This is a genomic window from Bifidobacterium asteroides, assembly GCF_009683175.1.
GTDB classification, from domain to species: Bacteria; Actinomycetota; Actinomycetes; order Actinomycetales; family Bifidobacteriaceae; genus Bombiscardovia; species Bombiscardovia asteroides_H.
Map to the genome: position 1 here is coordinate 51648 of NZ_WKKW01000006.1, position 15147 is coordinate 66794.

Consider the following 15147-nt stretch of genomic DNA (forward strand, 5'->3'; position numbering starts at 1 on the left):
TTACTCCATTCCTGTTCGCTCCATGGCCTTCATGGCGGAGCCGGGACCGACCCGTTCCCATGAAACCCATCTCGAAATTCACTATCAGTATACCCCTGGGGGGTATAGTGAGGCACATGAGCAGCATCCTGGTCCTCATCGCAGCCCTGGCCATCACGGCGGGCATCATCTGGTACTTCTTCGCGCCCAGAAAGGCCACCCAGGCCAAGGACGAGGGCGGCGTCCAGACCGTCCACATCACAGTCAAGGGCGGATACAGCCCTCAGCTGATCCAGGTCCAGGCCGGACGACCGGTCAAACTGATCTTCGACCGCCAGGAGAGCGGGGAATGCTCCTCGCACGTGGTCTTCAACGACTTCAACATTGACAAGACCCTGCCCGCCTTCCAGACCTCGACCGTCCAGCTGACCCCGCCCAAGGCCGGCGACTACCCCTTCGCCTGCGGGATGAACATGCTCCACGGAATGCTCCGGGCCACCGACGGACCTACGATCGGCAGCGCACAGGCACAATCCAAACAGGCACAAGGCAACCAGCCGCAAAGCGAGCACACACAAGCCGAACCCACCGAATCCGCCAAACCCACTCAGACCACTGGCGGCAGCGACCAGGACGAGGCGGATCAGGAGCGCACGGCAGAAATCCGTGACCTGACCAGGCGATTCATCGTGGCCTTGGTCTTCACGCTCCCGGTCTTCATCCCGGCCATGTTCGGCATGTTCCTGCCCATGCCCCACATTCTGATGAACCCCTGGGTCCAGCTGGTCCTGATATTGCCGGTGATATTCTACTCGGGCTGGCCCATCCACCGCACCGGATGGCTGGCCCTGGCACACCGGGCTCCGGAGATGAACTCCTTGGTCGCCCTGGGCACTGCCACGGCCTTCCTCTATTCACTGGTGGTCACCGTGGCCCCGCAACTCCTGCCTGAGGGAAGCCGCGAACCCTACTACGAGGCCGTAGGCACCATCATCACCCTGATGATTCTCGGCCAGATCCTGGAGGCACGGGCCCGGCGCGGCACCGGCGATGCCATCCGCGCCCTTGTCGGACTGAGGCCCAAGACCGCCACCGTGGTGAGGACCGACCAGGACGGCAGGGAGACCACCCAGGAGATCGCTGTCGACGATGTGGCTGTTGGAGACGTGATTCAGGTCCATCCAGGCGAGAAGTTGCCGGTGGACGGCCAGGTCATCTCCGGTTCATCCTCAGTGGACGAATCCATGGTGACCGGTGAGCCTATACCCGTCCTCAAGCAGGAGGGTGATTCCCTTGTCGGAGCCACCGTCAATGGCACAGGCTCCCTGCGCTACAGGGCCACCCAAGTAGGACAGGACACGGTTCTGGCCCAGATCATCCGCCTGGTCAAGACGGCCCAGACATCCAAAGCACCCATCCAGAAGCTGGCCGACCGGATATCGTCAATCTTCATCCCCGGAGTCATCCTGGTAGCGCTCTGGACCTTCGTAGCCTGGTGGGCGTTCGGCCCCATGCCCCGCGGCGTATATGGAATCGTGGCGGCGGTCTCCGTCCTGGTCATCGCCTGCCCCTGCGCCCTGGGTCTGGCCACCCCACTGTCCGTGACGATCGGCACCGGACGTGGCGCCCGTGCCGGCGTGCTCTACCGGTCGGCGGAGGCTCTGCAGGGAGCACATGACGTCGATACCATCGTCCTTGACAAGACCGGCACCATCACTCAGGGCCGACCTGAACTGGCCGACGCTCTGAGCGTGCAGAGAATGGATGAGGACCTACTGATTAGGGCGGCCGCGAGCGCCGAGTGCAATTCCGAGCACCCCCTGGCCCAGGCCATCGTCCAGGCCGCCAAGGACCGCAATCTGGAGCTGGTCCCAGCCAAAGACTTCGACTCGGTCACCGGCGCCGGCATCGATGCGACCTTCCCTTCTGGATCTTTCAACGGAAGCAAGGGCACTTCGCATGTCCTTGTCGGCAACCGCAGACTGCTCGAGGGCAAGGGAATCGAACTGGAGAATGAAACGGTGGACCAGGCAGGCGCGCAATCCCTCTTCGACACCGTCCGCAGCTGGGAGGATCAGGGCCGCACGACCATCTTCGTAGCCATCGACGGCAGGCTTGCCGGTGTCCTGGCCGTGACCGACCAGGTCAAGTCCGGGTCCAAACAGGCCATCCGCGACATGAACGAGCGCGGCATCCAGACCATCATGCTGACCGGTGACAACCAGGGCACCGCCGAACAGGTTGGCGGCCAGGTGGGAGTCACCCGGGTGGTGGCACAGATCCATCCCGAGGACAAGGCGAGCATCGTCAAGGCCCTTCAGACCCAGGGGCACAAGGTGGCCATGATCGGCGACGGCATCAACGACGCCCCAGCCCTGGCCCAGGCCGACCTGGGCATGGCCATCGGCACCGGAACGGACGTGGCCATCGAGTCCGCCGACGTGACCCTGGTCTCGGGCGACCTGAACGCGGCCGTCAAGGCCATCGACCTCTCAGCAGCGACCATGCGCAACATTCACCAGAACCTCTGGTTCGCCTTCGGGTACAACGGCCTGGGCATCCCCATCGCCGCCGGCGTGCTCTACCCCTTCATCGGCCTCCTGCTCAACCCCATGATCGCCGGCGCAGCCATGGCCTTCTCCTCCCTGTCGGTGGTGCTCAACGCCAACCGGCTTCGGCACACACCCCTGAAGGCCAGGCCGATCAAGGAGGCCAAGCCAATCGACATGGATGCCCTGACCAGGGACCTCAGTATTTCCTCCCACCAAGAACACAATCAAGAGAAAGGAAATGAGATGGGACTCTTCCATCATCATGACGACATGCAACAGGATCAGGCAGCGACAGACAAGGTCACCGACCCGGTCTGCGGCATGTCCATCGACCCCAACACTGCCGCCGCCAAGCGCGACTACCAGGGCAAGACCTACTACTTCTGCTCGCAGAACTGCGTCGATACCTTCGACGCTGATCCTCAGAAGGTGCTCAACAAGTAGAATTGCAGGCGTATCATATCTCTGTAGACACTTTTTATGTCTACAGGGATATTGGTGGTTATTATGCGTCTGCTCAGAATGGTCGTCGAGGGCCTTGAACCCTTTGAAAACCAGACCCTGGCCCTGGATCTTTACGCCCGCGACCAGGTCCGCTCGAAAACCCCTGGCAACGGTCTGACTTATTTGGAAAACAATCCGACCAGTCACATTTACGCACAGAACGTGCTGTGCCTTACAGGCATCAATGCATCCGGTAAAACCACAGCACTCAATGCCTTGGCTCTGGCCGTCAGCATCCTGAGCAAGGATACCAGCCCTATGCTGTCCTCCGTCAGGTCCCTCAGCGCCTTCGGGCCCAGCCTGCAAATCTCTTTGGTCTTTGAGTCCAAGCAGCACTTCTATCTGCTCAAGTCACAGCTGGATGCAGTCCGGAATGACAACACCGATGAAAGTACGGACCCGCTAGCAGATAGCACCTATAAGTTTTCTCAGGAACAGCTTTGGCGCTATCCAAACAAGCCTCTGTCCAAGTCTGTGCTTCGCAATACAGACGCTTTCCAACAACGCTCAAAGCTAATCAAGGTTCGGCGGCTGGCAACTCAATCTCCAGACGATGCAACCACGGATGCCTATCTGACAAAAGAGGCTTTCGACTACCTCTCACCTCACTCCAGCATCGTTCTGCCTTACACCAGGACGACTCGAACTCAGGTCATCGCCCGCATCGGACCAGAGACCTACTTTCCCATCGTTCCGGCCGACACCATCGCCGATCCCGTGCTACACGTCTTCGATGACAGCATCGACTACTTCCACATCGACCAGGAACACCGCGCCCATCTGAGATTTGCCGGCACCTCTCAAGAAGTGGTCATGCCCAACATGGACACGGCCGGACTGCTCTCCCTGGGCACAGTCCGCGGATCCCGAATCGTCAGAGCGGCCATCCGGGTCCTGCGCACCGGCGGCTATCTGCTGATCGACGAAATCGAAAATAGCATCAACAAGGAGCTGGTGCGCATGATCATCAACCTCTTCATGTCCACGACCAGCAACCCTCATGGCGCCACCCTGGTGTTCACGACCCACTACGCTGAACTGCTCGACTTGATTCAGCGCAAGGACAATATTTACTTCCTTAGACGTAGCGAAGACAAACGCAAGGGCATTCAGGCAATCAACTACTCAGAAGCGGTCAGGCGCGGCGAACTCAAACACAGCGAGGTCTTCCTGTCCAACTACATCGGAGGCACCGCTCCCAAGGCAGCCGAACTCAAAGCCATGCGACAATACGTAGCTGGCCAGGTAGCCGGGCAAGAACATCATGCATAGTAGGCGGGAGGAGCTTGCAAGGGCCATCGGGGACGATGCGGTTCTCTTCTCATGCGAAGGCGTGGCCGAGCAGGTTATTGTCGACAAACTGGTCACCAAGCACCTGACCTTCATCGATCAGGATCGCATCATCACCGACCCCTACAACGACGATGTCTGGTCAACCCGCGACAGAAGCGGTGAGAGCCTGGCTCGGGACTTCCTGACCCAGGACTACGGACGAGACGTGACCATCCTCTGTATACAGGACCAGCTGGGCCACCGCACCTTGCTACGCCAGCCTTACGCCGAGCATGCCAGGACCATTAACGTCACCACGCATCCCGAGATCGAGATGCTGATCGTCTGCCGCGAGGACAAGCTGGACGAGTACAACAGTTGGAAGTCGCACCATCGCGGCGCGAAAAACAGCAAACTGAAACCCAGCCTCTTCTGCAAGGAGGAGCTGGGACGGGACGACCGCAACTTCCGCAACATCAAGAAATATCCCTTTCTGAATCAATACTGGGATGATGCGGATACGCTGGTTAGAGCTTTAGAACTGTACAGGGAAATGACCTCGGCAAAAAAGCAGGGCGATGACTTTCTGCTGGCCGATCTGCTCAACATCTGATCAGCGGTCGTCAGCGAGCTGCCAGGGCTGGTCGAAAAAGTCGAAGATGCGCTCCAAGTAAGGCCCCAGGACCTTGTCGGGCATCTGGTAGAGCTCGTGCATACTGTTAGGAATGCGGACCAACGTGGCCTGGCAGCCACCCTGCTGGACCTGGTCGACAAAACGGTTCTGGGGCATCGGCAGCACAAACCGGTCGGGCTGAGCCTGGAAAAGCAGCAGAGGGGTCTCCACACGGCTGCACCGGTCGGGACGCAGTATGGCCCGGCTCATCTCCAGGCTCTCCCTGACCCAGCCAAAGGTGGCGGCGCTGGTCTGGTAGCGCAGTTCCTTGGCCCGTAACTTATGGGTCCAGGCCACCCGCGCCTGGCTGCCATTGGGGTACTTGCCCATGTCCAGCTCGGGGCGGAATGGGCCGAACCCCGGAGCCATGCTGCGCGAGCGGCCCATCATGCAGGCGGCGTTTGTCGCCGTCCAGGCCACCGAGGGCATGAACCCGGTCCGCGGCGCAATCATCGGCGATGACAGGACCGCCTTATCGATAAGCGAGGGGAAGGTTTCCAGCATCCGCGCAGCCACGCCGCCGCCCATGGAGTGGGCATAGAGGACCATGGGATTGTCTTGGGCATACTGCTGGCCCACCTGGGAGCAAAAGGCGGCCAGATCCGCCACATACCGCTGCCAATGATCCACCCATATCAGGCTGGGATCGCTCACACCACGGCCGGAGAAACCGTGCCCCCAATGCTCGGGAATGCAGACGGAGTACCCCTGCATCAGGAAGTACCAGGCCATCTCCTGGTACTTATCGGCGAATTCCGAAAAACCGAAGGAGATGATTACGGCCCCGCGCACACGAGCCGAGCCGGACTCCACCGCACCTTGGCGAAACAGCGTCCTGTCATAACAGACGTAATGCAGGAGCCGGGAGGGGTCCACGCCGCCGAGATGGGCCTTGTCCAACAAGGTTCCCCCGTCCTCGCCGCCGTCATGGGAGATCATCCATCCCTCACTGCGACAGGAGGCCAGGTCAGGAAGGACGCGATCCTTCATGATCTGGTCGTAACGGCGCTCCTCAACCAGTTGGACGCTCATGCTCTCACCCTATACCACCTTCTGTTGGACTCGGCCCTACATGAGCCGGGTGCTCTCCAGGTTTCTGACGATCCAATCGTTGAAGCGGATGACGGGCTTGCGCAGGACCAGCCCCAGCAGCAGAGAAGGCACCAGGAAGAGAGCCAGCGTGGCCATTTCCCGCCAGAACTCCAAGCCATAGGCTCCAGCAACGGCCGACTGCATGGCTCCGATGGCGTGGACGAAGGGCAGGAAGGGATAGACCCCCTGGAAGAAGCCGGGCAGGGTTTCCATGGGGAAGGTGCCGCCCGAGCCGGCCACCTGCATGACCAGGAGGATGACGGCGACGGCCTTGCCGATGTCACCGAAGGAGACGACCAGGGTGTAGATCAGATTCATGAAGACGAAGGAGGCGAAGACCGCCACCAGCACGAACATCAGCGGATGGACGCACTGGACCTTCAGGTAGAAGAGGTCTCCCAGGGCTATCAGGCAACCCTGGAGGATGGCCATCAGGGCGAAGACCGCGAATCTGCCGAAGTACTCCTGGTAGAGCTGAAGGCCGAAGCGGCGGGCGTTGCCTGGTGACTCCGGGCGGAAGGCTCCCCAGGAGCGGCGGCCCTCGGGATCCTCATCCAGGTCGTCGGCCCTCTTCCAGGCATCCTGCAGGGAGTCCAGGTGCAGGACGAAGGCCTTCTTCTTGTCGGACAGGGCCACCTTCATCATGGCCGCCAGAATGGTGGCACCCACCCAGATGGAGAGAATGGTGTAGAAGGGGGTCATGGCCGACCCGTAATTCATGACAGGGAAGACCGCATGTCGATGGATGCCGACCGGCGAGGACAGAAGTGCGGCCAGGGTTTCGGAATCCCCGCTCAGCAGGGATTTGACCTCCTGCGTATCCTTGCCCTGAGAAGCCTGGGTCAGGTGTCCCCCCAGGTCGGTCAGCCGCTTGGAGGCCTGGTCCAAGCGCTGAGAGATCTCCCCTAGTTGGTCCTTGGCCTGGCCGATGTCATTGGTCATGGGGCCTGTCAGCCCGGAGGCGCCCTTGACGGTTCCATCCAGACCCGTCAGCAGCCGGTCGGTCGAGGTGACCACGGTGTCCATGGAGGAGGCCAGGTCGTCCAGGCGGGGCTTCAGATCCTTGCGGTACTGGGTGCGGACCTGGTCCACCGAGGCGCGGGCCTGGGCAATCCTGTTCTTCAGATCCTGGCGCTGACCGCCCAGCTTGTCCTTGCCCTCCTTGGCTGTCTGGGAGGCCTGGCTAATCCGGTCGGCCAGGTCGCGCTGAGAGGCTTGGGCCGCGCGCATTCCAGCCTGGGCCTGATCGATGGCGGTCAGAAGAGCCTGGCGCTGGTCAGCTGTCAGATTGGCATCGGATTCCACAGTGCTGCGCAGATTTTCCAGGCTGGCGATTATCCCGTCGTAGTCGGCTGCCGAGTCTCTGATCCGTTGGCTCAGATCGTTCAACTGGCTACTGACTGCATCGCTCTGCTGGCCCACCTTGTCGAAAGCGTCGTCGATCTTGGAGCCGATGGTGTCATAGGCGCCCGAAGCCTGGTCAAGGGCGGCGTCGACCGCCTGGGCCGACCCGGAGAGGGACTTGCCCAGATCCTTGGACCCCTTGGTTCCCTGATTCAGGGCCTTCCTGGCATCGGCCATGGCGGAATCGGAGCGGCCCAGGATCCTGCCGGTGGAGTCGATCATCTTCCCGGAGGAGTCCAGAAGGCCCGCATAGGCATTCACCTGACTGGAGGCAGTGGTCAATCGCTGTGACATCTGATCGATGTGGCTGGTCGTCCTGGTCAGATAATCCTGGACCTGGGGGCTCTGGGAGTAGGTGAAAACCTGGCTGGCCAGGTCGATCCCCACCTGCCCCACGGTCTTGACGAAGGTCTTGTCGATGGTCGTGGCCACGGTGTCGGCCCCCTGCTCGGTGACATGGGGGGCGATGGCGTTCTTCTTCTCGTTCAGGTAGTACTCGAGGTTGGCGTGCTTCACATCCTGCGAGAAGAGGGTCATCATGTCCGCGCTGAAATCCTTGGGGATGACGATGGCGGCATAGTACTCGCCCGAGCGCACCCCCTCCAGGGCCTGGTCACGGTTGACGAACCTCCAGTCCAGCTGGTCGTTGGCCCGCAGCGTGCTGGTGACCGTCTCCCCCACGTTGATCCTGACCGGAATCAGGTCGGACTTGTACCCCTTGTCGGTGTTGGCCACGGCCACCTTGATGGCCTTGGTGTTCTTGTAGGGGTCCCAGCTGGCGGCGATGTTGAACCAGGCATAGAGGGCCGGGACGATGATCAGGCCCATCAGGACGATGATGGCGATGACGTTGCTGGTGGCATCGGCCAGGTCCTTGCGCAGGATCCTCCAAATGTTCCTCATCAGCGGTCACCGTCCTCGTGAGCGTCTTCCTCATCGTGGTTCATGACTGATTCGCGCACGGCCGTGGTCAGCCTGGTCATGGCCGAGGGACCCTGCCGACGCGGGCGGATCAGGGTGTGAAAGTCCATGCCGGGACGCTCGGCCAGACCCAGCTGCTGAACATAGCTGTCACAGATGTACTCGACGATGATCAGGTAGGCGTCTATCAGGACAATGGAGGCGATGCAGGCGATCAGCATGACGATCTTGGCCTCGGTGCTGAACAGCAGGATAAGGAAGAGCACCGGCAGCAGGACCAGGACCAGACCAGCCCGGATCAGCGTTGGATAGAGGGCCAGGAAGCGATGCGCCCGCCGCCTTATGACGGCACGGTAGTCGCCCTCGCCCAGAATGGAGCGGGCCAGGCTGCCCAGGCTCAGACGACGGTCGGCAGAATGGTTCTGCTCGGTCAGCATCAGGTCGGTGGCGCCCAGCCGACGATCGAAGAGGGCATTCAGGTTGAGCAGGTACCGCCGCACCACCAGTCCGATCAGCAGGGCCACCGGAAGGTACCAGAAGACGTGGAGCATATCCTGCCAGTAGTGGTTGCCATACATACCGCCGATGGTCTCGCGCATGGCATTGATCCCGTAGGTGAAGGGCAGCCAGGGGTTCAGATTGCGGAAGAAGTCAGGCATCATCTCGATGGGATACATGCCCGATGAGCCGGGTATCTGCAGGATGACCAGAACCACGGCCAGGGCCTTGCCGATATGCCTGAAGGAGGCGGCCAGGGCATAGATGATGTTGATGTAGACGAAGGAGGCGAAGACCCCGGCCAGGACGAACAGGGCCGGCTGTTGGCATTGGATGCCCAGCATCAGGTCGCCCACTGTAGCGATCAGCGCCTGGAAGAAGCCGACGAAGACCAGCAGAAGCCAGCGGCCCAGGTAGGCCTGGGTGGCGGTGCACCTGCGGATGCCCTCCTTGTCGACCTCCAGCTTATAGATGGCTATCAGGATGAACCCACCCACCCAGAGGGCCAGATTGGTATAGAAGGGCGCCACGGATGATCCGTAGTTGCTTACCGGGTAGACCGTGTGCGAGGCCAGCTCAACCGGCGAGGCCATGGCCTTCCCGAAGGAGTCCGGGCTCAACCCCAGGGTCTGGGACATCCGGTTCCAGGCGGCCGAGGACCCCAGCGCCGCCACATCGGTGCGAACCCCCTCCAGGTCGGACCTGACCGAAGCCAGGGAGGTCCTGGTGGTGGACAGGGTCGACTGGGCCTGACCGATGGTGGAGTCCAGCTGGTCCAGCAGGGCGTCGGTCTGGGCGGCCGTGGTGGCCAGGCTGCTCAGGGCGCCCTGAAGCGAGCCGTTGGAGGCATTGAGGTTGTCCAGGCCGGTAAGGAGGTTGGGCATGGTGGTCCCCGTCAGGCTCTGGCTGGCCGCAGTCAGGGCCTTGATGCCGGAGTCGCCGGTGTCGGTCATGGCCGAGCTCAGATCCGATGCGGCCCGCTTACCCGAGTCCAGAGCCGTGGAGGAGTTCTTCTTGAAGGCATCCAGGGATGCCTTCTGCTGCTGGTTGGTCTTTTTCAGATTATCGATCTGCCGTTGGATGCTCTCGTAGGCCGGATCCCCGGGATGCAGCCCGGACTGGTCCAGACCCGACTGGAGCCGGTCCACGGCCTTCCCGTTGGCGTCGACCAACTGACCCAGGCCGGAATTGACCCGGTCCACCTTGTCTTGGGTGGCATTCAGATCGGCAGTGATCCCGCCCGCAACTGTATTCACATCAGTGACCGCGCTGGACAGCCGCACCGACCCGTCCGCCAGGGCCTGGTTCAGGGCGGAGGAGAAGCGAAGACTGTCGTCACGGGTCCTGGTCATGTGGTCCTGGGCCTTGCTCAGGGTGGCCTGGGTGGCCGATATCTGACTCTGCAGGTTCTTGATGTCGTTTCTGGAGCCGGCCACGGTCTGCCGGGCCTGGCCCATGGTGGAACCGATTCGTTCAAGCTGGCCGTCCGTCCGATCCAGCTGGCCGATGATGTCCCCCAGGTCGCCCACCACCTGGCTGCGGCTCTGCTCGGCCGCGCCCTGGGCATCGCCGGCGGTCTGCAGGACCTTCCCGGCCAGAGCATCGCTGACGGCCGAGACGAAGACCGTGTTGATCTCCTGGTCGATGGTGGATGCGCCGGTGTCGGTCACCTTGGGGGCGATGGCGTTCTTCTTCTCATTGACGTAATATTTCAGAGCAGGCCTGTTCCCGGTCCCCTCGACGATGCCGACCAGGTCGGCGCTGAACCGTTCAGGGATGATGATGGCCGCATAGCACTGGCCCGAGTGGACCTCGTCGATGGCCCTCTGGTCATCATCCATGAACTTCCAACCCAGGCTTTTGTTGCCGCGCAGCTCCTGGATGACCGATCTGCCGGCGTTGATCCTGCCGGTTTCCGCGGATTGCGCCCCTCGGTCCATGCTGACGACGGCCACAGGAAGGTTCTTGGCGTTGCTGTAGGGGTCCCAGAGGGCCATGATGTTGAACCAGGCATAGAGGGAGGGCAGCACGGCCACGCCGATGGTCACAACCAGGGCCACGGGATTGCGCAGTATCCGCCAGAGATCTCGCCTGAAGATGGCCAACACGGTCTTCACCGCCAGGCACCTCCTTCTTGTCTGTCCGGGGGATCACGGCACTGGCCTGTTCCACGCGGATTGGCTGCATCCTCCCCGGACTTACGTCCGGCCTGAGTATAGCCACCCTTCCTTACTGGCCCGGACCGGTCAGCTGATTGTGAATGCTCATGCAAGGCCGGATGCGGCAGGGCAGACACGCGACCAGTCTTGGTTTCATCGTATATGAGTAAGGACGGAATCTATCGGCATCGCGCAAGGCCGGAGCATCAGGGCAACACGGACTCAGACGACGGTTTATGACTTGGCCACGAACAGACGTGAGACCGCCATCGACAGGGCCACAGCCAGACCCATGGGCATAAAGGCCATGACCGGCAGGTGGCATACCTCCATGAGCATGGCCATGGCCATGAGCGGAGCCTGCTGGGAGGCGGCCAGCAGAGAGGCGGCGCCGATCACGGCACACTGCCAGACCGGCAGTCCGGGCACAAGACAAGCCAACAACAGGCCCAGAACAGCGCCCATGGCGGATCCCAGGGCTATGGAAGGCGTCAGGGTGCCGCCGAAAGCCCCGGCACGGATGGTGGCTGTGGTCAGCAGGGCCTTGGCCAGCGCAAAGAGGGCCAGGAGGGCAAGCGACTGAGCCAACTGGAGCCCGGAGAACCCGGCAGACAGCCGCTGATCCATACCCATCTGTGCTAGAGCCCGGCCGTTGCCCATGACCTGGGGAACGGCCAGGGCCACCAGACCGGTCAACAGAGCAACCCCTGTCAGCTGCCAGATAGCCGCGGGACCGTTGGTCCTATGGGCCTCTGCCCAGGAGGTCATCCGCCGGAATCCGGCCCCCAACAGTCCCATGACCGGTCCGATCAGGAGGACCACTGCCATGAGCCAGGGATGGAAGGGCTCGGAGCCGACCTTGTAGTAAGGGGCGAACCCCTTGATGGATCCGCCGACCAGGGTGGCCAGGGCCGACATGACCAGATTGACCGTCACCACTTCGGCATCCACCCGCCGCAGCAGCACCTCGATGCCGAAAAAAGCCCCGGTCAGAGGCGCAATGTAAATGCCGGCGAATCCCGCTCCTGCCGCCGAAGCCACAAGCAGCGGACCATCCTGATCACGCAGCCCCAGCCGTCGGCCCATCCTGGTCCAGAGACCACCCAGAAGGGCCCCGGCCTCGCGAGGGGCCACCTCCCTGCCTATGGAGCCGCCGGCAGCAACAAAGAAAATCTGGGTGAGCACATGAACCACGGTCCGCCCCGGAGGCATGGGTGCACCCTTGACGGCCTGACCGACCGAGGGAACCAGCCTGGTCCTCGTCCGAAGCCAGGCCCAGACCAGACCGGCCACCAGTCCGGCCAGGGTCACCGAGGCCAGCCTCCTGATCGGGGGCACCGCCTCAGCCGTGGGAGTCCCTGGAGTCTCAGCGAAACCCAACAGGCCGACCTGGGTCAGCTCGAAGAACCTTGCCAGCAGGCCCGAGGAAAGTCCGACCAACAGGCCCAGGCAGAGCACCGAGACCGCCAGGCCCCAGCTGCGGGGAAGCCGGAATCCGCGATTGGACCCTGGAGTCCGGTCAGGCTTTCGTTGGATATGCACAACCCCAATCTAGCGGAAGCAACCGCCAGCAGGGCGTCAGCCCAAGCAGCCCTTCCGTCAGTCCGTCTTGTTCTTGAGGGCCTCCCGCAGGAAGTCCCGCTGCAGAATAAGCAGGTTCTCGGCCACGGTCTCGTCGTTGGTCATGTGGGTTATGCCGGTCAGTGGCAGGACCGTATGGGGACGGCCGGCCGCCATCAGAGCACCGGAGAGCCTCAGGGTGTTGGCCACGGAGACGTTGTCATCCGCAAACCCGTGGATCAGCATCAGCGGACGGCGCAGCGAGGGGGCATCATCGATGATCCCATTGCGGCGGTAGACGGCCGGGTCCAGACCCAGATAGCGCTCGGTGTAGTGAGTGTCGTAAAGAGTCCAGTCCGTGGGCGGGGCGCCAGCGCAGGCCGCATGGATCCGGTCGGGAGCCCGCAAAACCGACAGGGCCGACAGGAAGCCGCCATAGGACCAGCCGATCATGGCCACATGCCCCAGGTCGGCCTCGGGAGCGAAGTCCGGCAGGGCCTCCAGAGCCTCAAGCTGGTCATCCAGAGTCACCTGGGCCATGTCCTCGAAGATGGCCCGATCCCAGGCAGGACCACGACCAGGCGTGCCCCGGCCGTCGGCGGTCAGGACCAGGAAGCCCTGATCAGCCCACCACTGGGACTCCCAGTAGTAGGACTGGTTGAAGACCACCTGCTGGGCACCTGGCCCGCCATAGGGTTTGAGCAGGACGGGCAGGCTGTCGGCGCTGGCGTAGGGGCTGGATTCAGAGGGCCTGACGATGGCTGCGAACAGCTCGTGCTGGCCCATGCGCACGAAGTCCACGTTGGGGGTGAACCCGGGATCGCTGCTGGTGTCGGCCAGGACGGCGCTCATGGCTCCCTGGCTATTGATATGACCGGCGTCCACGGCCCGGCGATCAGGGCGATCCTGATGCTCCGGCCGCACAGGTTCGCCTGTCTGCCTAGCACTGCTGTCGGGGCGGGCTTCGCCCACCAGCCCCAGCCCTTCGGCACCCAGGCGGTCCAGATCCCCGTCAGCCCCCAGGTAGCAGTGGCGCACCTGTCCCTGCGCCGAAGCCATGGTCCGGCCGCTGACCACGATGCCATGGCCGGCTCGCGAGGCGGACCACACTCCAGGCAGACGGTTGAGCACATGGATGGAGCCGTCATAGCTCAGACGCATCAGGTCGAAGCTGCGGGGGTCGGTGGAGACTACCGCCAGCACATCGCGGTCCTCCACGGACAGCACCTGTCGAATCTGGCAGCCGGCTGGGGAGAAGACCTTTGCGTCCAGGCGCAGCCGAGTAGTGTCGGCTTCTGTGTCGATGAAGGCGTCCACCAGCCCGCCCTGGGGCCGGTAGGCCGGCAATCCGGGCACCAGGTCAATCCACTGGTCGTTGCCATGCTCCTGCAACACCCTGGTGGCCACCTTGGGCGCCGCCTCGGGATCAAGCAGGGTCATATTCTGTCCCGACTCCAAGCCCTGACGGGTATCCGGCACCTGCACATCCAGGATCCTGTCCTCGGTCTGTCGACGGTTCTGTACCAGCAGCAGGGGCCGATGCCCGTCCTGCCAGCGGACCGCGGCCAGGTACTCGAAGGCCTGATGGTCCCAATCCACCTCGCCCACCCAGGGATCGTCGTCATCCTGGCCCAGGAGGACCAGACTCAGCCCGACGCGGGCGTTGGCGGTCAGAGCCTGGGGATACCGCCGGGCGCGCGGCCCGACCTGGGGATTGGCCGGATCGCTGATGTACCAGATCGGCTCATCGGAGGAATCAGTGTGCTCGACCAGCAGTGCCTTGGAATCCGGCGACCACCAGAACCCCTGGTAGCGGTCCATCTCCTCGCCGGCCACGAACTCGGCCAGCCCCAGCCGCATCCGATCATCGGTGCCTGGGCGCAGGGCCAGGACAGCCCTTTCTCGATCCTGCCCGGCATCCTGCCCAATGGTGACCACCATCAGGCGGTCGCCAGTCGTATAGGCCACCATGGTGCCGTCCGGACTGATGGCAGGATTGAGCACAGGCGAATCGCTGTCTTCCAAACTCAGGACCCGCGTGGAGGCGGTGAGACCATCAGGGGCAATCAGCGAGAGCCAGAGCCGACCGCCCAAGGCAAAGACCACCCGATCCCCGGCACCATCCACGCTGTAATCGACAATGCCCTCACCGCCCTCTCGCGAGCGCTCCCTGCGGGCCAGCTCGGCGGCCGGCACCTGCTCCTGGTCCGCATCTTCCAGCAGGAACCTGGGGTCGGCCAGGAGCACCTCATGGTGGCGGCCTTCCTGGTCAAAGACGGACAACCAGAGCCCGGTCACCAGATCTTCAGGTCCGTCGGAGCGCAGGAAGACGGCCCGTGAACCGTCCCCCACCGCCAGGGCCGACCGTGGCGCACCCAACGTAAACCGCAGGGTCCGGGCCTTGGCCCGCGGATATGCCTCCATCGCCCGATCCACCTCTTCGGCCATGCTCGCTCCTCGAATATCTCTGACATGATCCCCATGACCATGCGTCTGCCACGATGATAAGCGCCCAGATGCCAAAGGGGAATTC

The 15147-nt window shown here is 62.6% G+C and carries 8 protein-coding genes; 3 read left to right on the top strand and 5 right to left on the bottom strand.

Features of this window, described 5'->3' with window-relative positions; all coding sequences use genetic code 11:
• Positions 1–116 precede the first annotated feature (116 nt).
• The 3 genes from GKC41_RS07970 to GKC41_RS07980 all read left to right on the top strand — a co-directional run bounded on the left by GKC41_RS07970 (position 117) and on the right by GKC41_RS07980 (position 4920).
• Positions 117–2975, top strand: coding sequence for a heavy metal translocating P-type ATPase (locus GKC41_RS07970; protein ID WP_154313727.1), 2859 nt, complete (start codon positions 117–119; stop codon positions 2973–2975).
• A gap of 63 nt (positions 2976–3038) precedes the next feature.
• Positions 3039–4307, top strand: coding sequence for an AAA family ATPase (locus GKC41_RS07975; RefSeq protein WP_195760215.1), 1269 nt, complete (start codon positions 3039–3041; stop codon positions 4305–4307).
• Entirely contained in the window at positions 4300–4920 is a 621-nt protein-coding gene (locus GKC41_RS07980; protein WP_154313730.1) for a hypothetical protein, read from the top strand. Before GKC41_RS07975 ends, GKC41_RS07980 begins: the two co-directional genes overlap by 8 nt.
• On the opposite strand, the gene GKC41_RS07985 is transcribed toward GKC41_RS07980, so the two are convergent.
• From GKC41_RS07985 to GKC41_RS08005, 5 genes are all read right to left on the bottom strand, one after another.
• A complete protein-coding gene (locus GKC41_RS07985; protein WP_154313731.1) occupies positions 4921–6012 on the bottom strand; it encodes an alpha/beta fold hydrolase in 1092 nt (363 codons plus the stop codon). It abuts the gene before it with no gap.
• A gap of 36 nt (positions 6013–6048) precedes the next feature.
• Positions 6049–8379, bottom strand: a complete 2331-nt coding sequence (locus tag GKC41_RS07990; RefSeq protein ID WP_154313732.1) for a YhgE/Pip domain-containing protein — start codon at positions 8377–8379, stop codon at positions 6049–6051.
• Positions 8379–11012: a YhgE/Pip domain-containing protein gene (locus GKC41_RS07995; protein ID WP_324612110.1), complete on the bottom strand. Its 2634-nt coding sequence runs from the start codon at positions 11010–11012 to the stop codon at positions 8379–8381. Before GKC41_RS07995 ends, GKC41_RS07990 begins: the two co-directional genes overlap by 1 nt.
• 276 nt (positions 11013–11288) lie before the next feature.
• A complete protein-coding gene (locus GKC41_RS08000; RefSeq protein ID WP_154313734.1) occupies positions 11289–12596 on the bottom strand; it encodes a chloride channel protein in 1308 nt (435 codons plus the stop codon).
• A 57-nt stretch (positions 12597–12653) separates the two neighbouring features.
• A complete protein-coding gene (locus GKC41_RS08005; protein ID WP_154313735.1) occupies positions 12654–15062 on the bottom strand; it encodes a S9 family peptidase in 2409 nt (802 codons plus the stop codon).
• Positions 15063–15147 lie beyond the last annotated feature (85 nt).